At 58.6% G+C, this 24,534-nt stretch carries 22 protein-coding genes; 4 read left to right on the forward strand and 18 right to left on the reverse strand.

Translation table 11 applies throughout. The annotated features are described in order from the left end of the window. Positions 1–6: 6 nt before the first annotated feature. Entirely contained in the window at positions 7–1,092 is a 1,086-nt protein-coding gene (locus tag AC097N_RS07000) for a phosphotransferase (RefSeq protein WP_479580177.1), read from the forward strand. Positions 1,093–1,135: 43 nt separating this feature from the next. Beyond that, complete coding sequence (locus AC097N_RS07005) at positions 1,136–2,410, forward strand: acyl-CoA dehydrogenase family protein (protein WP_479580178.1); 1,275 nt, start codon at positions 1,136–1,138, stop codon at positions 2,408–2,410. 67 nt (positions 2,411–2,477) lie between these two features. Here AC097N_RS07005 and AC097N_RS07010 read toward each other — a convergent pair whose 3' ends face one another. The 18 genes from AC097N_RS07010 to AC097N_RS07095 all read right to left on the reverse strand — a co-directional run bounded on the left by AC097N_RS07010 (position 2,478) and on the right by AC097N_RS07095 (position 21,263). Beyond that, on the reverse strand, positions 2,478–3,716 hold the full coding sequence (locus AC097N_RS07010) for an HD-GYP domain-containing protein (protein ID WP_479580179.1): 1,239 nt from the start codon (positions 3,714–3,716) through the stop codon (positions 2,478–2,480). Between the two features lie 32 nt (positions 3,717–3,748). Then, a complete protein-coding gene (locus AC097N_RS07015; RefSeq protein WP_479580180.1) occupies positions 3,749–4,174 on the reverse strand; it encodes a tetratricopeptide repeat protein in 426 nt (141 codons plus the stop codon). A gap of 722 nt (positions 4,175–4,896) precedes the next feature. Continuing rightward, a complete protein-coding gene (locus AC097N_RS07020) occupies positions 4,897–5,814 on the reverse strand; it encodes an ExeA family protein (protein WP_479580181.1) in 918 nt (305 codons plus the stop codon). A gap of 29 nt (positions 5,815–5,843) precedes the next feature. Next, positions 5,844–7,655: a secretin N-terminal domain-containing protein gene (locus AC097N_RS07025; protein WP_479580182.1), complete on the reverse strand. Its 1,812-nt coding sequence runs from the start codon at positions 7,653–7,655 to the stop codon at positions 5,844–5,846. A gap of 17 nt (positions 7,656–7,672) precedes the next feature. Then, positions 7,673–8,035, reverse strand: coding sequence for a hypothetical protein (locus AC097N_RS07030; RefSeq protein ID WP_479580183.1), 363 nt, complete (start codon positions 8,033–8,035; stop codon positions 7,673–7,675). Between the two features lie 14 nt (positions 8,036–8,049). Continuing rightward, complete coding sequence (locus AC097N_RS07035) at positions 8,050–8,694, reverse strand: hypothetical protein (RefSeq protein WP_479580184.1); 645 nt, start codon at positions 8,692–8,694, stop codon at positions 8,050–8,052. Next, positions 8,691–9,377, reverse strand: a complete 687-nt coding sequence (locus AC097N_RS07040; protein ID WP_479580185.1) for a PilN domain-containing protein — start codon at positions 9,375–9,377, stop codon at positions 8,691–8,693. Before AC097N_RS07040 ends, AC097N_RS07035 begins: the two co-directional genes overlap by 4 nt. A gap of 36 nt (positions 9,378–9,413) precedes the next feature. Then, the gene (locus AC097N_RS07045) at positions 9,414–10,499 is read right to left on the reverse strand and encodes a hypothetical protein (RefSeq protein WP_479580186.1); all 1,086 of its coding nucleotides are present in this window, start codon (positions 10,497–10,499) and stop codon (positions 9,414–9,416) included. A 158-nt stretch (positions 10,500–10,657) separates the two neighbouring features. Continuing rightward, positions 10,658–13,723, reverse strand: coding sequence for a DUF6701 domain-containing protein (locus tag AC097N_RS07050; protein WP_479580187.1), 3,066 nt, complete (start codon positions 13,721–13,723; stop codon positions 10,658–10,660). Between the two features lie 15 nt (positions 13,724–13,738). Then, entirely contained in the window at positions 13,739–14,218 is a 480-nt protein-coding gene (locus AC097N_RS07055) for a pilus assembly PilX family protein (protein ID WP_479580188.1), read from the reverse strand. Further along, positions 14,199–15,098 (reverse strand): prepilin-type N-terminal cleavage/methylation domain-containing protein, encoded by a 900-nt coding sequence (locus AC097N_RS07060; protein WP_479580189.1) that lies wholly within the window; start codon positions 15,096–15,098, stop codon positions 14,199–14,201. The genes AC097N_RS07055 and AC097N_RS07060 overlap by 20 nt, the downstream gene beginning before the upstream one ends. A 7-nt stretch (positions 15,099–15,105) precedes the next feature. Continuing rightward, positions 15,106–15,669: a prepilin-type N-terminal cleavage/methylation domain-containing protein gene (locus AC097N_RS07065; RefSeq protein WP_479580378.1), complete on the reverse strand. Its 564-nt coding sequence runs from the start codon at positions 15,667–15,669 to the stop codon at positions 15,106–15,108. Continuing rightward, positions 15,669–16,184 carry a prepilin-type N-terminal cleavage/methylation domain-containing protein gene (locus AC097N_RS07070; RefSeq protein WP_479580190.1) on the reverse strand — a complete coding sequence of 172 codons (516 nt, stop codon included), beginning with the start codon at positions 16,182–16,184 and terminating at the stop codon, positions 15,669–15,671. The genes AC097N_RS07065 and AC097N_RS07070 overlap by 1 nt, the downstream gene beginning before the upstream one ends. 252 nt (positions 16,185–16,436) lie before the next feature. Then, the gene (locus tag AC097N_RS07075) at positions 16,437–16,808 is read right to left on the reverse strand and encodes a pilin (protein ID WP_479580191.1); all 372 of its coding nucleotides are present in this window, start codon (positions 16,806–16,808) and stop codon (positions 16,437–16,439) included. A 189-nt stretch (positions 16,809–16,997) separates the two neighbouring features. Continuing rightward, positions 16,998–17,510 carry a hypothetical protein gene (locus tag AC097N_RS07080; protein ID WP_479580192.1) on the reverse strand — a complete coding sequence of 171 codons (513 nt, stop codon included), beginning with the start codon at positions 17,508–17,510 and terminating at the stop codon, positions 16,998–17,000. Positions 17,511–17,512: 2 nt separating this feature from the next. Then, positions 17,513–18,751, reverse strand: a complete 1,239-nt coding sequence (locus AC097N_RS07085; RefSeq protein ID WP_479580193.1) for a type II secretion system F family protein — start codon at positions 18,749–18,751, stop codon at positions 17,513–17,515. Positions 18,752–18,757: 6 nt separating this feature from the next. Next, on the reverse strand, positions 18,758–20,506 hold the full coding sequence (locus AC097N_RS07090) for a GspE/PulE family protein (protein WP_479580194.1): 1,749 nt from the start codon (positions 20,504–20,506) through the stop codon (positions 18,758–18,760). 121 nt (positions 20,507–20,627) lie between these two features. Beyond that, positions 20,628–21,263, reverse strand: a complete 636-nt coding sequence (locus AC097N_RS07095) for a DUF6806 family protein (protein WP_479580195.1) — start codon at positions 21,261–21,263, stop codon at positions 20,628–20,630. Between the two features lie 335 nt (positions 21,264–21,598). Between AC097N_RS07095 and AC097N_RS07100 the strand changes: the two genes are divergently transcribed. Further along, the gene (locus AC097N_RS07100; protein ID WP_479580196.1) at positions 21,599–23,809 is read left to right on the forward strand and encodes a TonB-dependent receptor; all 2,211 of its coding nucleotides are present in this window, start codon (positions 21,599–21,601) and stop codon (positions 23,807–23,809) included. An 18-nt stretch (positions 23,810–23,827) separates the two neighbouring features. Then, positions 23,828–24,511, forward strand: a complete 684-nt coding sequence (locus tag AC097N_RS07105) for a Fe2+-dependent dioxygenase (RefSeq protein WP_479580197.1) — start codon at positions 23,828–23,830, stop codon at positions 24,509–24,511. Positions 24,512–24,534: the final 23 nt, after the last annotated feature.

The following is a 24,534-nucleotide window of genomic DNA, read 5'->3' on the forward strand; positions in this document are numbered from 1 at the left end:
CCCACCATGAGCGACTTTGACCATTTCAAAGGCACCCAGCCCGTATCCGAGAAACACGCGCTCAATGTGGCCACCTTGTCCGCCTGGCTTGATATCAATCTGCCCGGGTTTGCCGGACCCTTGACCATCGAGTCATTCAAAGGTGGGCAGTCCAACCCCACTTACAAACTTAACACCCCGACGCAGAGCTACGTCATGCGGGCCAAGCCGGGTCCGGTGGCCAAACTGCTGCCTTCGGCCCACGCCGTAGAACGCGAATACGCGGTAATGAGCGGCCTGCAGGGCACCGATGTACCCGTGCCCCGCATGTACTGCCTGTGTGAGGATGAATCCGTCATTGGCCGCGCCTTCTACGTGATGGAATTCATGCCGGGTCGCATCCTCTGGGACCAAACCCTGCCGGGCATGAGCAACAGTGAGCGCGGCGCCATTTATGACGAGATGAACCGCGTCATTTCCGCCCTGCACACCGTCAAGTTCGCCGAGCGTGGTCTGGCTGGTTATGGCAAGCCCGGCAATTATTTTGAACGCCAGATTGGCCGCTGGAGCAAGCAGTACGTGGCGTCCATCACCCAGCCGATTCCCGAAATGGACCAGCTCATGGCATGGCTACCGCAAAACATCCCCGCCATGGCTCGGGCCGAGCACATGGTGAGTGTCGTGCACGGCGACTACCGGTTGGACAACCTCATGTTTCATCCCACCGAGCCGCGCATTGTGGCGGTACTGGACTGGGAGCTTTCAACATTGGGGCATCCGCTCGCTGACTTCAGCTATCACTGCATGGCTTGGCACATTCCTCCTGGCGCATTCCGGGGCATTGGCGGGCTCGACGTCACCCGTATGGGTATTCCGACTGAAGACGAGTACATCCGCCGCTACTGCGAACGCACCGGCCTGGCCACCCCCGAGGCCCTCAAAACCGATTGGAATTTTTACATGGCTTACAACATGTTTCGCATTGCGGCCATTCTGCAAGGGATTGCCAAGCGCGTGGAAGCGGGCACCGCCGCCAGCGCGCAGGCGGTCAGTTCCGCGGCTGGCGCCAAACCACTGGCGCAGATGGCCTGGAAATTTGCACAACAAGCCTAGCGCCGGGCACACCCTCTTCTCAACCGACACAACAGGAGATTCCATGGACTTTGACTATTCACCCAAGACAAAAGAGCTTCAAGGCAAACTGCAGGCATTCATGGATGAATTCATCTATCCGGCAGAAAGTGCATACCATGCTGAAATTGAAGCCAATACGGCCGCCGGCAAACGCTGGACGCCCTTGCAAACCATCGAAAACCTCAAGGTAAAAGCTCAGGCGACCGGCTTGTGGAACCTATTTTTGCCGGTGGACAGTGCAGCAGCCTCTGGCTACACCGGCGCGGGGCTGACAAATCAGGAATATGCACCACTGGCCGAAATCATGGGCCGCGTCATGTGGTCCAGTGAAGTGTTCAACTGCTCAGCGCCTGACACCGGCAACATGGAAACCATTGCCCGTTATGGGTCGGAAGAAAACAAGGCCCGCTGGCTCAAGCCTCTGCTCGAAGGAAAAATCAGGTCAGCCTTTGCCATGACGGAACCGGACGTGGCCTCCAGCGACGCCACCAACATTGAAACCCGCATTGAACGCGAGGGCGACGACTACGTCATCAACGGGCGCAAGTGGTGGATATCCGGCGCAGGCGATCCACGTTGCGCCATCTACATCACCATGGGAAAAACCAACCCCGATGCGCCCCGCCACTCACAGCAAAGCATGGTGCTGGTTCCAGCCAATACGCCGGGTATTACTGTCGTGCGTCCCCTGAATGTGATGGGTTATGACGATGCACCCCACGGTCATATGGAAATCCTGTTCGAGAACGTTCGGGTGCCCGTGTCCAGCATTCTTCTTGGCGAAGGCCGTGGCTTTGAAATTGCCCAAGGTCGTCTCGGACCTGGTCGCATTCACCACTGCATGCGACTGATTGGACTGGCTGAACGGGCACTGGAGCTGATGTGCAAGCGGGCGTCCTCACGCGTGGCTTTCGGCAAGACTGTAGCGTCTCAAACCGTCACGCAAGAACGCATCGCAGAGTCGCGCTGCAAAATCGATATGGCTCGCCTGCTGACGCTCAAAGCTGCCTGGATGATGGACATGGCGGGCAACAAATTTGCCAAAAACGAAATCGCCATGATCAAAGTTGTGGCACCGAGCATGGCATGTCAGGTCATTGACTGGGCGATGCAAGTGCATGGCGGAGGTGGAATGTGCGATGACTTCCCGTTGGCCTACTCCTACGCCAACGCCCGTACGTTGCGTTTTGCAGATGGCCCGGACGAAGTGCATCGCAACTCCATTGCAAAGATGGAACTGGGGAAATACGCCGTCAACCCCAAACCCATTGAAATGCCGATTACACGCGGCTGCTGAGGCAGGCCGTAGGAGGCGCGACGGCCTTTTTGGTACTACGCAATATCAAAAAGGCCAGTAAAAGGAATTACCAGACCACTGGCGGCAAACCCGACCACAATTCGTTGAGGTCAGGGAATCGCCATTTGGCAGGGTCTTCGCGACCCGCAATTTTTTCAGTGGCATCAGCGCGCGACAAGTCGATGACTTGAGGCAGGATACGCATATTCGATTTGGTCGAAAAGAACACTTTCACGCAGGGTGTTGTCAATGATTTTCCGGTCTGCTCCATCACCACGCCGATGCGCCCGGAGGTTAGTCGAACCAGTGAGCCGACGGGATAAATTCCCATGCTCTTCACAAATGCCTGAAACACCTTGGGGTCAAAATGCCCGTTTGCCCACTCAGCCATTTTGCGCAAAGACTCCGCAGGATCCCAGCCGGATTTGTAAGGTCGGTTGGAGGTGATGGCGTCATACACGTCGCACACGGCGCCCATTTTGGCGAAGATACTGATCTCGTCGCCCTTCAAGCCTTTGGGGTAACCCGAACCGTCTGTCTTCTCGTGATGATGCAGGCAAACATCAAACACGATGGGATCGACATTGTCTCCGGCAAGCAACATCCGGTGACCCTCGACCGGGTGACTCTTGATAATGGCAAATTCTTCATCCGTCAGTTTGCCAGGCTTGTTCAACACAGCCATTGGCATGACGGTTTTTCCCAGATCGTGCATCAAGCCAGCCAAACCAGCCGAGCGTGTCTGCGCTTCGTCCAACCCCAACTGTCTGGCGAGAGCTACCATCATGGCGCACACGGCTACAGAGTGCAAATAGGTGTAATCGTCAACGGTCTTGAGCCGGGCAAGGCTGATCAGTGCGCCGGGATTGCGCGCCACCGAATCTGAGATTTCCTCGACCAACTGCTTGGCACCACCCACGTCCACCGTGTTGCCCATGCGCGCTTCTTCAAACATGGACACCACAGCCTGTTTTGCCTGATGGCAGATTTGAGCGGCACGTTCAATCTCCTGCGCGGCAGAAACAGGTGCAATCTGGCGTTGCACATCAACCACCTGCTGGAGTTCAGCATCAACCTGGGCTTCGGACTCTGCTTCTGAAACAGCAGACTCACCAGCAGGAACATCCAGACCCTTGTCGCAATCAATCCACACCTCTTTGATGCTGCTGGCCAAAATGGCCTTCAGATCCTTGGGATCGATCAAAACGAACCCTGAACGCCAGAAAGGATGCTCCATCCAGGAGCCGCAGAACTCCTTGAGATGCATGCCCAAAACGAGCTGATTGACGTTAATTCGTTTGAGCATGAAATTGCTTGCGGTGGATAAAAATATAGCCTTCAGCGCTCACGCAGGGGAACATCCAGTTGCCGAAGATAGGCCGCGACCTCACGAGTGAGAACACCGCCTGCGCGAGCCTTTTCCGCAAGCTCGGCGGCGCTGGCGGTTTGCCCTTGCGCTGCCAACGACACTGCCGCGCCAAGCATCCAACGAGGTTCGTCAGGTCGAAACTTCAACGCCATCAGATAAGCCGCAGCGGACTCCTGATGACGCCCCAAGCGTTGCGCTGCATTGCCACGCAACGCCCAAACATCTGCGGAGCCTGATAAAGCGGGCTCCAGCCGCGTCAGCATGTCCAGCGCCTGGCTGACACGGCCTTGCGCCAACTCCATGCGCGCCAACTCACGGGCCAGGGAGCTCAACGCAGCAGGGCTAACCGCTGGCGACTGTTCAGCCAACGCCAGCGCTTCGTGCAACAGGTCCATGGCGGCCTCCTTAGATCCAGAATTCCACAAGCTTTGCGCTTGTGCCAAGGCCTCAAATGACGGCGATGGACGCGAAGTGCCTGATGTGCTGGCGGGAATCGGTGAGTTGACCGGACTTGAAGGGCCTGGAATTGCTGCCGTTGTTAGGGGCGAATGAACCCCAAGGACAGGCACTGACTCAGCGTGCTTTTCTTTGACTGCACGGCCCTGAGGCGACAGATCCGATATACCGCCTTGGGCGACCGTAGAAATGGGCTTGGCGGGTGCCTCCATTTCCGGAGCCTGACTCAAGAGGTTTTCCATCTTCAAGGCCATGGTACTGCGCCCCATGCGCACAGGATTGGCAACTGACCGGGGGGCTTCTGGCTGAGGAGTTGCTTGAGCCGTGAGCGGCTCGGCAACGGCAACGGCAACGGGTACGGGTACGGGTACGGGTACGGGTACGGGTACGGCTGCAAGCTCGTTCTTACTGACAATGGAGGTTTGCACAGGCTCTTTCGGCGTCAGATACCACCGCAATGCCACAGCCAAACCGGCCACTATCAGCAGCCCCATCAACAAACGCCCCAATCCGGAATGACCTGCACGTCGACTGGACGGCCCGGAGTCACGGATCACGTGGGTGTCACGGACAAGACCGGTCCGGGGAGCTGGTGTTTGAACCTGCGTTGAGCCGCCTACCTGTCGGCGGTCAAGGTCACGCAGCATTTTATTGATCACACTCACCGAGAGCCTCCCACATCATCGTCCTGCAAGGTCCGCACTGGTGCGTTCAAACCAAGTGCCTTGAATTTACGCCAGGCTGCCCGCCACGAGCCCCATTGCACCCTTGATTGACTGACACCCGGTGTATCGGCCGCAGCCACGCGAACATGCTGCATACTCACACGGTGCACGTTTTCGCCATAGGCCAGCATCAAACATTTGTGCGCCATGACATTGATAAGCCGCGGAACCCCACGACTCAAGCGGGCCATCTGCCTGGCCGCAGCGGGCTCGAATACCTGAACATCCGTCGCGTCGCTCAATGCAGCAGTCGCCAGACGGTGTTCAAGGTAACCAGGTACCCTGCCGGGCAGCATCGGGCCCAGGTACTCGCTGAACGTGATGCGTTGCAATAGCTGGCGAATTTCGGGCAGGGCCAGTTTGTCATCAAGTTCAGGCTGTCCCAGCAAAACGAGTTGCAGCAACTTGCGTTTTTCGGTTTCCATGTTGGACAGCAAACGCAGACTCTCGACCGTGCGAACGGGAATAGCTTGTGCTTCATCAATGCAAACTACCACGCGTCGGCCTTCCTGGGCATGCTGAAGCAGCGCATCCTGCAAGGTACTGAGCAATGTGTGTCGCGTCCATTTCTGGTGGCTGAGTTGCGACGAAATATCAATGCCCAATTCGGTGATCAAGGCCATCAGCAAGTCGTCGGGCCCCATGTCCGGATTGGGAATGTAAGCGGTCACGCATTCGCCCTGGAGTGTGTTCAACAGTTGCCGACACAGCACTGTCTTGCCACAACCCACTTCGCCCACAATCTTCAGAAAACCTTCACCACTTCGCAGCGCCACAAGCAGCATGTTCAATGCACCCTGAACACCCTCATGTGGATAAAAAAAGGCACTGTCCGGCGTGATCGAGAACGGCACCTCACGCAATGAAAAATGCCGGCAATACATCACTTCACAGGACTTTTGGGCCTGACCTCCTCTACTGTGCCATCGATGCGAATCACGCGGGCTCGTGTTGCATCCATATCATCCAGGGCTGCACGGGTACGACGGGTTTGCGCTTCCCAATCCTGCGCCGTGCGAATGATAGTGGGCTTGATCAGCACAACCACTTCCTTTTTGCGTCCAATATTAGCCCTGTTGCCCAGCAGACTGGAGAGCACAGGAATATCACTGGTACCCGGCAAACCGGACGCCCGTCGATTAGATTCAATTTGCATCAAGCCGCCGATGGCCACGATGTTCCCATCCTGAATACGTACCAACGTATCAGTCTCATTCACGCTGCTGGACGCCAGCGGCAAACGGTAGTTGCCGGCGCTACCCAGGTCGATTTGTTTGGTTTTTTCGGTGACGCTGGTCACAGATGGATGCACGTGCAACATGATGTTGGTACCCTCATCCACCTGAGGCGTGACGTCCAGGGAGATGCCTGAGAAGAAAGGCGTCAGGGTCAGCGTCGGCAATGTGTTACCGGTGTTGTTGCTCCCGGTCGAGGAAGTCGATGTCGTACCGCTGGACACATTGGTTACGAAGAAATCTTCGGCACCCACCTTCAACACCGCCTTCTGGTTGTTCAGCGTTGCAATACGGGGGCTGGAGAGAATCTGCACATCTCCTTGAGTTTCGAGAAAGCCCAACACAGCCTGAAAACCATTCGTGGCAAACGCCAGACCAAAAAGCCCCGCACCGGCCGTTGGCAGTGCCACGCCATCGGCTAACAGACCCGTGGTGGTGGCAGAAAACCCAGGCAGGCCGGTTTGTACGCCACTGACAAGCGTGTTGCTGGTGGCATTGCCACTGAGCACGCCCATCGCCCGGGTGGAGTTACCCACATTCTTGAGCGCTGACCAATCAATGCCACTCTGGAATCCATCACGCAACTCGACCTCGACAATCTTGGCCTCCAGCATGACTTGCCGCTCGATCGCGATCTGGGCTGCCTTGAGGAATTTGTCAACCTGGCGCAATTCCTCGGGCATGGCTCGCACGGCCATGATCCCGGCTTGCGGACTGGTAATCACGTTGCGTCCTTCACCACCTCCGACCAGGCCCTTGACGGCACCGGCCAACTCGGCCCAAAAATCCGTCTTGGACGTCGTGGACACGCGGCTACCGTCCCCCTGCTGAGCGCCGCCAGAGGCAGACGCGCCCGCACCTGGTGTAGTGCTGCTGGATGCGGCCGCCTGCAATGTGGAGCCCGATGCAACGCGCAATTCACTGACACCCAAACGCTGGGAATGTGGGTAATTGACGGTAAAGATCCGGGTTTGCAGCGTAGGTGCATAGATCGTGATGCGACGGCCATCAATCTTGAAGTCGTATCCATAGACATCACGAATCGCCTCCAGCGCTTCGGTCACAGTCACCCCACGCAACGTGACCGACAGTGTGCCTGCCACGTCGGGGTGCATCAGCATGCTGTAACGCGTGTCCGCCACAATCGCCAGAAATACCTCGCGTGCCTGGGCATTGTTTACCAGCAGATCGAGCCGGGGCTCGGGCGCAAGCGGCACGGGCGGTGGCGCTGGCTCAGCCAAGGCCTCACTGATACGCGCAGGCACAACGACGGGAGCCGCAACAACCTGGGCCACCGGTGGCAAGTCGGCACGTACAGCCGCACCTACGTCAGGTGTTCTCAGTGGCCGATCAGCAGCACAACCCGCCAGCAGGCCCATGGCCACACACAAGCCTGATAAGGCAAACGACCGACGCACAGAAGCATGCCCCATGGGTAAAGGTTGAAAAATATCGATCATGCGGTGGCCTTTTTGACTCATTGGGATACAACTGACGGCGCAACGCCCGTCACAACCCGGCGTTGTATGCCGGGGAACTGGGGCACTTTGCGCAATACCCCGTCTTCGCGCAACCAGACTTCAGTCTCGCTGATGCGTTCAATGCGAGCCTGACCCAGTTTCTGGCCTTGCGTATACAGACGCGTACTCACTATCACAAACGCCTGTCCGTTGCGCACAATCACGGACATCGGCCCCTGCACCGCACCGGGAGACTCCGGGCTATCATGCGCTGTACTGCTCACACCGGCCTCGGTCGGGGGCACCGTCGGGTCACGCAAGTTTTGTGCGGTCACCGCAGTCGCCAGCGAAAACAGGAGCCAACCCAGCAGCCTGCTCATCAACCGTGTTTTTATCATGGCTGCACCCCCACCAAAAATAACTGCAAAGTCAACTCAGGCGGCGATTTGTCACTCTTGACGGTCATGGCGCCCCATCGCGCGCTCGGCAGCGCTGTCTCCAGCGTCTGAACATAACGCATCAACTGCGGGTACGGGCCTGATACCACCAACTCTACGCCCTGCCGTGTGAGTCCGCCAGGCATTGTGGCAATGCCAGTCACCGTCGTCGTACTGCTGACCGAAGCCGCTTCTGGCGCCAAAGCCGTCGTACGGAGCAAAGTGAGACCTTCATGACGGCGCAGAAACTGGCTTAAAACCTGAGTCAATGGCGTTTCGCCGGCTATTGTGGGCAAGAGCAACTTGATTTGACTGTTGACGGCGTCCAGCTGAATCGTGACGGCCGCTATTTCATCCCGCAAGGGCTTACTTGTATCGACCGGCGTTGCGGTCAGCCTCAGTGTGTCACGCGCTCGCTGCAGCTCTGCATTTTGTTTCTCGAAACGTTGCGTCAATTGACGGTGCATCACCTGCGCAGGCGACAACCAAATCACATCGACCAGCGCCATGCCACAGGCCATCATCGCCAGAAACAAAAACGCCCGCTCGCGCAAACTCAACGCATTGATACGCGCCGACTGCGCCTCCCACCAGCGCTTCATGGTTTAGCTCCCAAAGACATTGACGGCTTGCCCAAGGAGCTGACCAGGTTGAAAGACCACGTCGGACGCAAGAAGCCCGCAACCTCTGGTATGGCAACCGGCAAAGCGCCGCTCGCGTTTGACGCCACGGGAGCCTTCACGTTCTCTACCCTGACAGTTGCTAGTTTTTGTCCTTGCAGCAAGGGGCTGACGGCCAGCCTTGCGACCCAATCATTGAGCGCGGCAGGCTCCAGCGTCAGGCCGCTGACCTGCAGCTGGCTTTCGTCAGCCCGAACCTCGGTGATCCAGACTTTGGCCGGAATACTCTGGGCCAGCAGTTGCAGCCGCGCGGCGTGACCCCACCCCGGCTTGAACATACCTCGCTGCAGCTCCGATTGCACAGCCTTGCGCTGCAACAACTCCATCGTGCGGGCCTGCAGGTCTTGCGTCAACACAGCTTCAGCGGGACCTGCACCCACCTTGTTTTGCTCAATGGCAGCTTGGAGGCTCTTAAGTTCAAAGGCTTGGGTATCCAACGTCTTCCTGAACCCGTCACTGGCAGCATTGAGACTCCACACTCCATAGGTCGCCAGCCCCCCACCTACCAGGGCGAAAATAGCCAGCGCCTGAGCCAGGGTTTGCGCCGAAAAGTAACGCTTCTGCGTTAACAGGATCGGGGCACAAAGATTGATTTGCTGGGGCATGATGGCTTCAGGCGGGCTGGAATAGAGGGCGGGGGTTCAGAGCTTGCGGCTATCGGTGCGCATCAAGACACCCAGCAAAGGCATACACAAAGCCTGGTCGGCAGCCGCTCCTTGCTCCAGCCCTGAAAAAAGACTGCTCATATCCATGGGCGTGACGACCTGCCCCAACTGACGGCCCAGCCAGGTGGCCAATTCGGAACTTCGCTCACCCGCGTAAACACGGATGCCACTGAGCGGCATGCTCGACCAAGAGCGATCCCAGACATCCAGCGAACGTTGTACTTCAACCAAAAAGCGTTGCGCCTTGTCATCGTCGCCACCGCGGGTGGATGCCACAGGGCTGGCCGCACGCGTGTCGGAATAGTCGTTGCCGTAGGACACACCACCCACGCTGTAGTCAGGCACATATTCACCCACTGGTGAAAATGACTCATCCAACCCGGAACCAACGGAACTATCCTGCTCCCAACTTGCGGTCAAAAAATCCTCAGGCAAATCAAACCGGCGCGTGTAAAAAAGCTCCTCGTTGGCACTGATGGTCAACACCGCCTGCCGTCCATCGTCCAGCACCAACGCGGCGCTGGCACGGTCACCCCGGCCATCCCGTGCTGCCAGCGCACTTTGGAGATTGCGTTGCGCAGTTTCCTGAATGTCAATCACAGACACAACCCAATTCATCGCCTCACCCAGTTCGTGCACCTCGCGCAATACGGCGTTGGGAGCTGCAACCACGAAAAGATGACCCACTCCTTTGTGCTGACCATCACCGACGCGCATCACATCCAGCGTGACGTCATCTACATGGGAGTCAAGCATCTCCTTGATCTGATAACGGGCCGCCGAGCGCAATTCCTCCGGTGCGACCGCCGGGGCATCGATTTGCAGCACCTGGTATTGCTCAGGCCGCAACATGACGAAGGCGCCAAAATCCTTGAGTCCCAGCGCGTGTAAGCGACGGACAAAATCCTCGGAACTGTCAGCGCCCTGGCGCTCAACGCCCATTTTCCGAACCGCATAGCCACCTTCCGGCAAGGCACGCGCACGAACGAAAGCGAGCGTCTTCCCTGACCAGGCAACGACCAGTTGATCACCCGAACCTTGACGCTTCCAAGGCCAGCGCATGATCAACGCCAAAAGCCCGTCGAAAGGCTCAACCTGGCGGGTTTGCACATCCGGAATGAGGTCATGGGCATCTTGGAACTGGTTTCCTTGGGAGGTTCAAAATTGATAGCAAATTATGACCGAAATACATGGGTTGGCAGGGCTTTTTGCACAGTATCTCAATAGTTTTCACGCTGAAAAATAGAAGATTCTGCACCCCGGTACAAACCGAAGGAGCCGCGGGCAGACGGATTGTTTATCGGAGTCGTGTCACACCACTGCCCAAGCAGGTGTGTCAAATTGGTCCGGACAGGACTGGGGGCAGGCGTTGAGGCAGTCGGAGCCCAAGGCCGGGTGGGAGTACCCAGCGCCAAATTCTTCAGGCATGACGTGCCCGCGGTCTCCGCACCCGTCGTCGCCAGATTGATGCTGGCATCAAACGTTACCCGTCCACCGCTGGGTTTGGGGATCATCATGAAGCTGCTTCCCCCCGCGAGGGTTTTACTGGTCGCCAACGGATTGAACACGACACTGGCCGGTTTTTTGACATAGTTGCCAAAACTCCAGGCGCTGGCGGCGACCGCGGTGCAACTGTCATCGGTATTGAGGGTGAAGTTGCTGCCGTTCCAGTACTGCGCTTCTGTCGTTATTTTGAGATCGCGCGTATCGGGCCCCACGCCATTGAGCAAGCGCAATCGGCCATAACGCAATGGTGTCCCTGCGGTTGATACCGCCACAGCGGCTGGCAGCGTGACACCGTCCAGATCGACGGGCAGCGCTCTGACCACCACACTGGCGGGCGCTGCAAGCGCTGTCGGGCGACTCACTTTTTGAGCAGCCGTCACACTGGCCGCGCCACTGGTCCAAGCGCCTGAAGGCGCGGGAGTTCCGGCTGACAACAGCGATCCAGTGGGCAGACCCGCCACACTGAAACCGAAATTTGCCCAGGCGCCCAAACCCAACCGGGCGAATGACCCCGTGTAGTTCTGGGTGGTTGCATTGACTGAATTCTGCGCCGTCAAGGTGAATGGCGTGCTGAAGCCATCCTGATCAAAGTACGTGAAATCAAGCGGCGTATAACTGCCAGACGCCGCCGGATGCACTCTGCAGGCGGCCACGGGCGCAGCGGCGGTTACTGCGAAATGGTCCGGAATGAAGCGGCCAAAATAGGAGGTTGCCACCGTGTTGCCAAACTTGCAGCCGTATTGGCCACCCACCAGCGTATTGGAAAAGTCTGCCGTGCAATCCCCCGCAAGCGAATCGACACTGGTCAAAGCGTCGTCATACACACCATTGGCTGCAAAGTTGAAATAGCCCACCTCGGAGTAGTTAAAGGCTGCGCCCGTCGCCGAGCCGGTAACCACACTGGCCGCGCCAAAGGTACCGGCGACCGCCCCCGCCTGCACCGCACCAGTATGCGCCGCTACTTTGGTCGAATCCAGCTGGGGTGCAAGGCTATAGCCCACTACCCCAGTGGCCGCCGTCATCGTAAAGTTGGCGCCGGTTTTGATCGGCGACGCCGTGCTGGCGCTGGTTCCCGTGCCATCGGCATTGGCGTTCGACGTGACAGTCAAACCGGTAGGTCGTACAGAAAAATCGTCCGAGGAGCAGCCATACACGGTGGGCGTCAGGTTGCTGTCTTTCACACGGCAGCGCAGTTTGCTGTAGGCGTTGGGTAAGTTGAAGTTGGCCGCCACCGTTTTCCGCCCGCCATCGGTCGTCACAAACGTGATCGCCTGGGTGGCCACTGGGCTGGCATAGGCGCTGCACGCTGGCTGCGGCGAGGCGCTGTCGTCAAACAACTCGACCGTGACATTGCCCGCTGCAGTGTAGGTGGTGGACTGCACCCCTGCGGTTTGGAGTGCCACCACGTCAAACTTGAAATTGGTTCCCGACAGCTTGGTGTAAAGCGGGTTGCTCGCAGTTGGCGCTGCACTCAGGTTGTTGTAGGTGGCGCTGGTTTCCAGGCATTCGTAATTGCTGACACAGGGAACGGTTGTCACGGCAAAAGTACAACTCTGGCTGAGGGTCGTTGTGTTCCAGCACTTGGTCCCGTTGGTAGGCACTGTACTAAGACCGCTGCTGCCCAAGGCATAGACACCTGCCGCGGCGCCCTGGAGAGCGACCGTTGCGGTCGAACTGGACGCACCGAGTGTAAAAACAGCGGGCGTTTTCGTGACCGCTGGAGTAACCGGGGTGGTTGTCACAGCGCCAGTCAAGGTACCCGTATTGACGATGTTGGCCACCGGGCAAGGCACGGTTGCCGATGTACAAGCCAACACCTTCACATTGTCAGGACACAACGTAGTCGTGCCATCGTGCTGGATTTCAAGATGGTCGTACGGTGGCACATTGGGTGAGCCGATGACAAAATCGTAGCTAAAGGTGTAAGTGCCACTCGTTATAAAGTCATATTCGACACCAATACCCGTGTCTTGATAAGTAGTGGCAACTGCATTGCTCATCGCCGCCGCCTGCAACACCGAACAATTGGTCGTTCCGTTGACAAAGAACGAAGACCAGCCTGAGGAACAGTAGTTGGCAAAACTCAGACCACTGCGCTCGCGAAACGACTCCACCACCGAGACACCGGTCGGAATGCTGGTGCTCGAGGGACATGTCGTCCCTGATGCAGGCGGGTACGTGCCCACGACCCGTTTGCCATTGCTATCGGTAAATGAAAGGCCACAACCGTTGTCACTCCCCCCCAGATAGGTATCGAATACATGGTAGTAGCGCACCGGATTGAGGGCGCTGACTGCGTAACCCAAGGGGATTGTCAGCGTCACGTCTGCCGTCAAAAAATCAAGCGGTGTGGTGTATTTCCAGACCACCGACACTTGTGGACCAGAAGTGATTCCGAAGGCGCCCGTCGCACTCTGCTGAACACCTGAAGAAGAGGGGTTGGCTGGAGATGTTGCGCTGATGGACACCGAGTTGTACATTCCGCCGGTTGGCGTGAACGAAGTCACCGCATGAGAGGGGCCATACACCTTGCCATTGGCCCGAATGAATACGCCGTTGTCAAGCGAGGTACTGGCAGGCACGGCCGTAGGGGAATAAACCTGGCCCGAGTTATTGAGCCGCCTGACCTGAATTTTTGTGGTGTCCTCAATGTAGAAATGCAAGCCATTGGTGACCGAGGTGCCTCCCGAATTGTTGAACTCAACCACGGCAGCGCGCGCGCCACCCATAGCGGTGAACACACCCCAAGTGGTCAGGACAAAAAGCCGGATGAACCGCATGATCAACTCCATGTTTCAGCGCCCAATCGTCCAGTTCAGACGCCGCTCCACATAAGTGGACTGCGGGCTGGCTGGCGTCACGGCACAAGACCCGCCGGTAGGGGCATTGCAAGCCGTGGCGACCAACTGGTAATAAGTTTTCGAACTGTCACCGTCGCTCAATGGGCCAGTCCGGGTGCACGCCACACTGACCACAAAAGCTGACAGTTCCCCCGTCAGGCTCATGTGGTTGGTGACAAAACAGGCCGGGGGCGTATCAACCGCAGGCGCATCCGGCGGAGCCGGTATCAAGACCGAAAAAGCACCCCACTCGAGCCCGGCCCGTGCCGCCTGGTAAGCCCGCGCCGTGTTGAGTTCCACCGCGGACCCCACTTGCTGGCGTACGCTGATGCTGGCAATGGCTGCGCCCAGCACCGCCAGCACCACCAGAATGAAGAGCGCCGACACCATGGCAAAACCACGCTCGGGTGATGGCTTACGGAAGGTTGTCAACATGAATCGAATGATAAAGAGTGACAGACTCTGTTCCACTACCGGACAGGGTAGACGCCAATGTCAAAGACAGGCTGACCAGCCCCGCCCGAGCGGCCACCGCAAAGGCTTCATAGCTGAATTTGCACGCTGTGACACCGGTAGCCAAAATAGCGCTGCTACCGCCCGTTGGCGGGCTGACCTGGCTGGCATTGAAGCCATAGCCGGTAAAGCGTGTGAGCGTTCCCGCGGCCAGATCACAGTGGTACGAGACGGGTGGGTCGACGACCTGAACGCGAAACGGTGCCGCCCACGCCGCCACGGGCAGCGCAGCCCAGCTGCTGGTGGCGATGGTCGTGACGGCCGTCCCAGCGGCCCCGGCATAGGGGCGGCGGTTGGAGGTGACGGTATTCGTCGTAGCGTAGGCGTCCGATTCGGTGATGCCTTCACCCAGATTGAAAAAGACCAGACTCTGGCCCGCGCGCAGGCTGATGCCGGGACTCATCAGGCTAAAGCCGTCCGTGTCCGCCACACCGAAATCGAGCCGCTGCGCCGTGGGCGTTGCGTCGTCCTGGTAATACCGCCCGCCCGCTGTGGTGGGAATCAACTCCACACCAAGACCGCTGCCCAGCACCCGCACACTATTGGGCAAGGCAATGCGCAGATCACGCCCGATACGGCGCAAGGCATTGTCTGTGGCGTTGACCAGTTCCACGCGCGCCACCGTACCCAGGTAGCCCTGCACCGGCTGCACTATGAAAACACTCACGATGGCGGTCAGCACGCCGATGATGACGATGACAATGACCAGTTCAACCAGGCTGAAACCGCCTTGCACACGGCGTGCGCCGCCTAGCGTGCCAATGCTTGGGCACGAGGATGACGAGGGTGGCAAACGGTGCATGGTCATCTCAAAAAGCGGCTTTTGGCGCATAGCGGGTGCGCCAGCCTTCCAGCTTGACCTGCGTGCCACCGGGACCTGTCACGGTGACGGTGATGCGCAAGGCGTCGCCTGACGCAGAAATACTGCCCAGCGCGGCGGGCTGCACGCTGATGCTGGCCGCGTACGAGCCCAAGCCGGCAACAGCCGCACCGGTGATGTCGATGATGCCGGAGGCCATGGTGTAGCCGTGATAATCGTTGACATTGTCAAACTGGGGGGTGCCTGTGCGCGTCTCGCCGGTTTCAGGACCGATGGCCTCAGGGGTGGCGCAGGAGGCGGCACTGGTGGCCGAGTCCACCGCCGCGTCATCCGGGTCGCAATAGGTGAACGGCATCAATTGCACCTCTTCCAGCAGGGACTCGGCAATGGCCTGCGCCTGCCTGCGCAATTGGGGGTCGGCACTGCGTGCGGTGGATTGATTCAGCACCGACAGCACACCGGCCAGAGCGGCACTCACAATCACGATGAAGATGATGAGCTCAATCAGCGTGAAACCACGCTGCTCGGCAGCACGATGGGGCCACTGCACCATCACGGCAAACGCCTCATCACGCCGGTGTCATTTTCCAGTGTGAAACGGTACTGGGCGATCGCGCCATCCGTGACGGTGACCGTCAATGCGGCCGGTAACGCGGATCCGACTGGCAATGCCAAGGTCGCGCCGCTGTTGGAAGCGTTGAAGGTGACCGTCCCAGCGGAGGCGGCTGACAGGCACACAGGCACGGCCGGAGGGCATGGAACAGACGGGGCCAACGCGCCGCCCGCCACATAGGCATAGGTCACACCTGCGGTGGTGAATGTCGCAATGACCGGTTTGCGCTGGGCCAGCGACAGCCGGAGCATCGCGGCAGTGGTGCTTTGCATTTCATCGGCAAAGGCGCGCAGGCGCCAGGCATTGAGGTCCAGCATGCGGGGCACGGCAAACACGGCCAGTGCACCCACCACCACAATCACCATCACCAGCTCCACCAGGGTGAAGCCGCGCTGGCGCACTCGTTGGCCAACTGGCCAATGGGTGACGTCAACAGCACGGAGATAAATAGTCATGAGACTTCAAAATTTTTCGCTATATTTTTAATAGCGAACTCCGCATGTTATACGCGGGCTAGAGGCAGATTTCATTTAAAAATCAAACACATGATGCCTGGGTATCGATTCAGGCCAGCGTAAAAAAACGCGAGGGCTTCTGACTGAAACCCTCGCGCACCTCTTATTTCTCAATCAAAGCGGCTGGAATGAAGATCAGGAATCGGATCAAAATCCAAGCGCTCCAAAATCCGCCGCGATCACCAACGCAGCTTATATACCAATCGCCGTGAAAGTGGTGGTCAGCACGGGGGTTGAAACCGTACTCAATGTGCAAGCCACCGATGCATTCACGGCCACAGTGCCAGCTGTAATCGCATAGTCGGCCGGCAAACCACCCTGCATCGCAGTTGCTACGTCTGAACAGTTCCCAACGGAATTGCCTTTGAGGACATTAACACTGCGCGACGCGTAGTTGATGGCCGCAGCCGAATTCAAGGCACCAGCGACACCAGCCAGCGCGGCGGTACGAGCTTCGCCCTTCAAATCCACAAACTTGGGAATTGCCACGGCTGCCAGCACGCCCAAGATCACGATCACCATCACCAACTCAATCAATGTAAAACCGCGTTGCACTTGTTTCATGTTGTCAACCTTGTAAAAATTAAAAAACCATGTCTGGAATTCCTATCCAGACTCCAACGTCACCCAGGCAACCGGCCAATAACAAACACATGGCATCAGGCTGTGACTGCGTGCGAAGTTTACAAGTAAATTTCGGCCAACAAATCATAAACTTGAGGGCGAAATACCATTCATTTCGACAAATCGCCTTCAATTCATCGCGTGGGACTGCCAGGCATAGGTTTCTTTGGGCGTGAGCTGCAGCGGACCGGGTGCGCCACTCAACTGAAACCATGCTGCCGTCTCTCCACTGGGACTGTCAAACCACTGGTCATTCACGGGCACGTAGCCTACGCAGACACACACCGGGTCAAACACCCAGCTGCCGGCCGGTGCCAAGGCCATTTGGTCCCGCTTGATTTCACCCACATAGTTGGCGGGGCGACGCTCAAGCATTTCAAACGGATTGCTATTTTTGGAGGTGCCATGCGCCGTGCCATGAATCCCATGAGTACGTGTTTGCAAATGGTCAATGACCAGCGCCGTGCGCAAGGCCGCCAAGGTGGATGTCACCGCGGCCAACTCGGCCTGCCCCTGCACCACCCGCGTCTGGCGGACAAAGAGCACGGACACCACCACAATCACAGCCAGCAGGAGCGACCACTCCAATACGCGGCCATTCCAGAGCGGCGCGGAGGGCGGAATACGCCGCAGCGTCGCCACGCCTAGCCGCCGCCCTTGCCCATGGCGGCCTGGCCCATGTTCCACAGCGGCATAAAAACACCCAGCGCCAGCAACAACACCAGCACGGCAATCACGCCCAGCAAAATGGGCTCAATGGCCGCTGACAGGCCCTTGATGCTGTAGTCGGTTTCACGCTCGTACATGTCCGCGATTTCAAACAACAGCGAGTCCAGTTCACCGGTTTCCTCACCCACCGAGATCATCTGCAGCACCACGGGGGTGAACACCCCGGTGGCGGCCGCGCAGCGCGAAATGCTCTCGCCCCGTTCAATGCCGTCGCGCATCTGCTCAATGCGGCTGCCAATGAAGGCGTTGTCCACCGTTTGCGCCACCACCGTGAGTGCCTGCACCAACGGAACGCCGCTCTGGCTGGACAGCGCAAAACTGCGGGCAAAACGGGCCAGGGTGGCTTTCAAAACAATATCGCCCACGATCGGCAGTTTGAGCTTGCGGGCATCCCAGCGGTAGCGACCCTGCGGGGTGCGCAGGTAACCACGAATCACCACCGATGCGCCCGCACCGGCCGCCAGCAGCAAGGGCCACCAGGCCAGCATCCAACCCGAGAAGGCAAGCAAGCCACGGGTGATCAGCGGCAGCTCGGCGTTAAACCCGGCGAATACCTTGGCAAACACCGGGATCACGAAGATGTTGAGGATGATCACCGCAATGCCCATCGCAATCATCACAAAAATCGGATAGCGCATGGCTTGCTTGATGCGCTCGCGCACATCACGCTCAAACTCCATGTGCTCATTGAGGCGCAAAAACACCTCGGTGAGTCGGCCTGTCATCTCGCCCACACGAATCATCGAGATGTAGAAAGCGCCAAACACCTCCAAATGGCGGGCCATGGCGGCCGACAACTCGCGCCCCTGGTCCAGGCTGGCGCGGATGTCTTTGAGCATCTCAACCATCGCGGGCTTGGTAGCAGACGCTTGCAGCCCCGCGAAGGCCCGCAAAATGGGAACGCCCGCTTTGTTGAGTGTGTACATCTGGCGTGAAAACACCAGAATATCCTCCACCACAATCGGCTTCTGGCTTAAACGCGCCAACCAGTTGTCTGTACCGGCATCCGTCGGCCCCACCGCCACAGCAATGTGAACGGGCGCGACCCCAATCGCCATCAGCTGATCCGCCACGCCACCTTCGGTCATGGCGTCCATCTCGCCCTGGACCGCTTCGCCGCGGGCGTTGCGACCACGCCATGCATAGATAGCCATCGGAGCCTATTCCTGTTCGTCTACGTCAAAACCAATACGCAAGGCTTCCGCCAACGAGGTGCGCCCCTGTCGCACCATCGCCAGCGCATGGTGGGCCAGCGTGCGCCCTTTCATGCGCTCACGCGCCGCCTTCATGAAGGTCGCAGGGTCTGAGCGGGAGGCGGCCTGGGTCAGCACCGCATCCATCTCCAGCAACTCGTACACCCCCTGCCGCCCCGAATACCCGGTGCCGTTGCAAGCCGAACAACCCCGGCCCAGCTTGGGCGTGATGGACTCGCCCGTTTCCATCATGGAGGTGAGCCAAGACTGCTCTTGCGCGTTGGGCGCATGGGGCTCCGCACATTCAACACAGTTGAGGCGCACCAGGCGCTGGGCAATGACGGCCTGCAGCGAGGTTGCCACCATGAAGGGCGGCACGCCCATGTCCAGCAAGCGAAAAGGCGTGCTGATGGCGTCACGCGTGTGCAGCGTGGAGAGCACCAGGTGCCCGGTGATGGCGGCACGCAGGCCGATTTCCGCCGTTTCGGCGTCGCGCATCTCGCCCACCAGAATCACGTCAGGGTCCTGGCGCAAGGTGGAACGCAACACGCGGGCAAAGGTGAGCTCGATCTTCTCGTTCACCTGCACCTGGGTGATGCCGGGCAGACGGTATTCCACCGGGTCTTCAACGGTGATGACCTTGAGTTCTGCGGCGTTGATCTCGGCCAGCGCGGCGTAAAGCGTCGTCGTCTTGCCGGAACCCGTGGGTCCGGTGACCAGCACCAGCCCCGAACTGCGCCCCAGCACCTCCCGAAAACGAGCCAGCATGGCGGGCGGCATGCCAATGCTGTCAAGCCGGCGCATGCCCGCACCCTGGATGAGCAAACGCATCACCGCGGACTCACCATAGGTCGTCGGCAAGGTGGACAAACGGACGTCAATGGTCTGATCTTTCAGGCGCACGCTGAAACGGCCGTCCTGGGGCAAACGCTTTTCTGAAATATCAAGCCCGGCCATCAACTTGAGGCGCTGCGCCAGCGCGGCGCCAATGCGTTTGTCGGCCTGGGTTTGCGCCTGCAACACGCCATCCACCCGCACGCGAATTTGAAGCCCCGCCTCTTGTGGCTCAATGTGCACATCTGATGCGCCCACCTGCATGGCATCTTCAAACAGCGACTGCAGCAACCGCACCACCGGCGCGCCCTCAATGCCCGCCGTGGCGGTGAGTTCACCAAAGTCAACCGCATCACCGAGGTCGCGCTCCAATGCGCGGGCCAGGCCGCTGATTTCTTCGGTGCGGCGGTACAGCCGGTCAAAGGCAGACGCCAGCTGACTTTCCGGCACGGCAGCAATGGAAATATTGCGCTTGAGCAGCCGCGTCAACTCATCAAAAGCAAACAGGTCCAGCGGGTCGGCCAGCGCCACCAGCAGCGTGTCGCCCTTGTCTTCAAGCGCCAGCGCACGAAAACGCCGCGCTGCCGATTCGGGCAGGAGCTTGACGACATCAGGCCGAAACGGAAACGTCTTGAGGTTGACAAAGGGAATGCGCAGTTGCCGCGCCAGTCCGTTGGCCAGCAACTCTTCGGTGATGACGCCAGTTTCAATCAGCAGGCGGCCGACTTTCTTGCCGGTTTGGCGCTGCAACTCGAGCGTTTGCTGCAGTTGCTCCTGGGAAATCAGGCGCTGCTGCACCAGCACATCACCCAACCGCAACTTCTCGGGTCGACCCGGCGTAGGATTGGAGCCAACGGGTGCGGGAGAAGCTGCTACTGCCATATTGATGAACCATTCCTTAAACGAGATACTTCAAAAATGATAGCATTCTACGCACTACATACGGGCACAAGAGCCGAAATTAGAGGCAAAAAGGCGGGCAATCCGCCGCACAGCCCTCCCGCTAGTGCAAGTGGCGCGGCTTGCGCCCACCGCCATGCCCAACGCCACCGTGGCCGCCACCACCCGACCCGCGGGGAGGCTTGCCAAGCTGGAGCGAGTTCACGAGGTCATCAAAGCGCTGGCTGAAGAGCTTGTCGATTTCCGACACCACACCGCCGAGTTCAGCGCCATCGAAATGGCGCTCCATCATGTTGATGACATCTTGCACCAGCAAGTCACGCTGTACTTGCATGATGGCGGCAGGGTCTGGCCCCACAAACAGCATCAAGAAGTCATCACGGCTTTCCTCGTCAGATTCTTCATCGTCCTCGTCAAACTCGGCGTCATAAAACGTGACCTCAATGGCCGCGCCCGATTGCGCGATGTCGTTGAGGTTCATGCACATCTCGTCGAGCACCTGGCGGAAGTCATCATCGCCAGACACCGTCCAGCACATCTGCAGTGTGTGCTCCTGCGGGTCAAATTTCAGGCCGGGTTCGTCTTCATACGAACTGTTGGCGGCATCGGCCAATGAACGCGCGCCAGCGTATTTCCAGAGGGGCTTGAGCGCGTCCTGCACTTGGTCAAACACAACATCAGGTCGCAAGGCCAGTTGACCATGGACATGGATTTCGAAGGGGGCGTTATAGCGTGGCATGAATTGAGTGTAGTCGGGACCGGAGCCCAAAAATAAGGCTTCTGTATTTTAGAAGAGGCATGTCCGACGCTGTTTTGTCATCGATTTGAATCAAATTTTTACAAATGTATACAAACGAGAACTATTCGCATTTATAATTCATCCCTTCAAAGCCAGCCACACTGCACAGTCATGAACTGCCTGCGGATTCAGCCAGCCAGCAACTCTCTGACCCAGGCCGTCCCATGTCCCAGCATTTAAAAAATAAGCCAAATAGCACTCTAGCTCAGGTAGTACGTGCACAACCAGCTACTAAATCAATAGCAAACTCAGCCCCGCTCCTGCCCTTGGGTGCCATGTTGCTGGCAGGCTCCATGAGCGCCATGGCCCAGCAAACATCTACTGAAACAGAGCGAACCCTGGCACCCGTGGTCGTCAAGGAACGCGCGGAAGCCGCCGAAGGCAAAGACGCCTTGCGCGCCACCACCACCACCATTGGCAAAGGCAAGCAACTGCTGCGTGACATTCCCCAGTCAATCACGGTGGTCACGGAAAAGCTGCTCGATGATCGCAACCATGACACTGTCAAAGAAGCCCTGAAAAACACCAGCGGCATCTCGTTCCTGGCCGCTGAAGGCGGCGAGGAGGACATCCGTCTGCGAGGCTTTTCTTTACAGGCGACCGGCGATGTCTTCATTGACGGCATGCGAGACCCTGCGTTTTACGAGCGCGACACGTTCAACTTCGATCGACTAGAGTTGCTGCGTGGCTCTGCCTCCATGCTGTTTGGACGCGGCTCTACGGGCGGCGCCGTCAATCAGGTGAGCAAGCAGCCCCGCACCATGGACGAAAACGAAATCTCAACCACGATTGGCAGCTACAACTACAAGCGCATCACGGGCGACTTCAACCTCCAGACTGGTGAAAACGCAGCCCTGCGCATCAACGCGATGGCCACCGAAGGCGACAATGACGGCGCAGGCAACAGCCAGAGCAAAAGAGGCATTGCCGCCACTTACCGCTTTGGCATTGGCACCGCCGACGAATTTTCTGTAGGTCTGTATGACCTGCAAAACAACAACGGCATGAACTACGGCATACCGTGGATTCGCCCCACGGCCACCTCCGCGGTGTCAGACACAACGATCAACGACAAGCTCGACCCCAGCGCCTACTTTGGCATGGCCAGTGACTACAACAAAGGCAGCGCCCAGCACATCACGGCCAGCCACACCCACCGATTCCAGGACGACAGCGAACTGAAATCCAGCATCCGAGTCGGCAGCTATACGCGTGACCAACGCTCAGGCACCGTACGCCACTGCCTGCAAACAACCAACGCAACAACAGGCGTGGTGACGAACCCACAGTGCCCCACAAACGTCTCGCTCGCTACCTTCAACGACGCCACCATCTTGTCACGCGGCACGCAGCTCAAAATCCAGGACATGGACACGCTGTACCTGCAAAGCGACTACAGCAGCAAGTTCAAGGCGCTGGGGTTCCAACATGAACTTCTCACCGGAGTAGACTTTGCCAGCGAAAAGCGCCAGGTCTATGCCGCCCGTACGGCGGCACAAGGCGGCGTCAACCTGACCAAGCCCACTACCACAGCAGGCACGACGGATGACGGCGCCTCGGTCAACGAGTCTTCGCGCGTGTTGTACCAAACCAACCAGTTCGACTCCACCGGCTTTGGCATGTATGTGCAAGACCTGGTGCAAGTGGCACCCCACTGGAAATTGCTGGCTGGCCTGCGCTACGACAACCTGAATGGCGACTACACCACCTACGCCCTTCCACCCACTGCTGCGGGGCCTGTCACCACGACAAGTTACACCATGAAGGTGTCGGAAATCAGCAAACGCGTGGGCGTGCTGTACCAGCCCAACGAGCTGCAGTCCTACCATTTCTCGGCAGCCACCTCGTTCAACACGTCGGGTGAAGCCTACTCCCTGAGCGCCAGTAACCAGGACCTGCCACCGGAGCAAAGTATCAATCTGGAACTGGGCGCAAAGCTGGACTCGGCCGACAAGCAATTCACCACTCGCGTGGCGTTGTTCCACTCCACCAAGCTGCATGAACGCAACACCGACCCGCTGGTCAACCTGGTCACGCTCTCGGGCAAGCGCCATGTGGCCGGTTTTGAAGTGGACGTCACAGGCAAGATCACGCCGCAATGGGAAATCTACGGCTCCTATATGTGGATCCCGGATGCCAACATCGACATCGGCGTGGCGGGCTCGGAAGGCCAAGGCACCCGCCCCTCGCTCACACCCGAGCACAGTGGCACCGTGTGGAACACCTACCAACTCACTTCACAATGGCGCGTGGGCCTGGGTGTGAACTTCCGCGGAGAGCAGACACCGATCCGCAACCCCGGATGGACGGTGGACAGTTTTGTGACCGCTGACCTGATGGCCGAATACAAGATGAACGACAAGTTCACCGTCAAAGGCAACGTGAGCAACATCACTAACAAACTCTACGCCGATGCCTTGTACAGCGGACATTACATCCCCGGCACAGGCCGCATCGTGGAAGTCACCCTCAACGCCAAGTTCTAACTCTGCAAAGCCAACGCCATGCTGCTCCATATCCCTGACATTTTGACTGCCGATGAAGTGCGCCAAGCCCAGACCCTGCTGGCCAACGCACCGTGGGGTGATGGGCGGCCAGGCGCTGGCGTGCAGGCGGCCCAGGTCAAAAACAACGAGCAATTGCCGCATGACTGCGACGCTGCCCGTGACATTCGGGCCATGGTGCTGCGTGGTCTGGATACCAACCCCCTGTTCTTTTCAGCCGCGCTGCCCAAGCGGGTGTTTCCACCGCGGTTGAACCGTTATGGGGGCGACAGCAATTACTACGGCAACCACATCGACGGCTCGGTGCGCTACCTGCCTGGCAGCGGCCAGCGCGTGCGCACCGACGTGTCGTGCACGGTGTTTCTGTCGGACCCCGAGGACTACGACGGTGGCGAGCTGTGTGTGGCTGACACCTACGGCGAGCAGGCTGTGAAATTGCCAGCTGGCCACATGGTGCTGTACCCGGGCACCAGCCTGCACCAGGTCAAGCCCGTGACGCGCGGCTACCGGTTGGCCTGTTTTTTCTGGATCGAGAGCATGGTGCGCAGCGACGAGCAGCGCCGCCTGCTGTATGAACTGGACATGAACCTGCTGCGCCTGCGCGAGCAACACGGCGAAACTCCGGAGACCACCGGTCTCACGGGTTGCTACCACAACCTGCTGCGCATGTGGGCCGACACCTGAGGCATGAGCCCACGCCGTCCTTG

This window comes from Rhodoferax sp. LS1R11 (genome assembly GCF_056521395.1).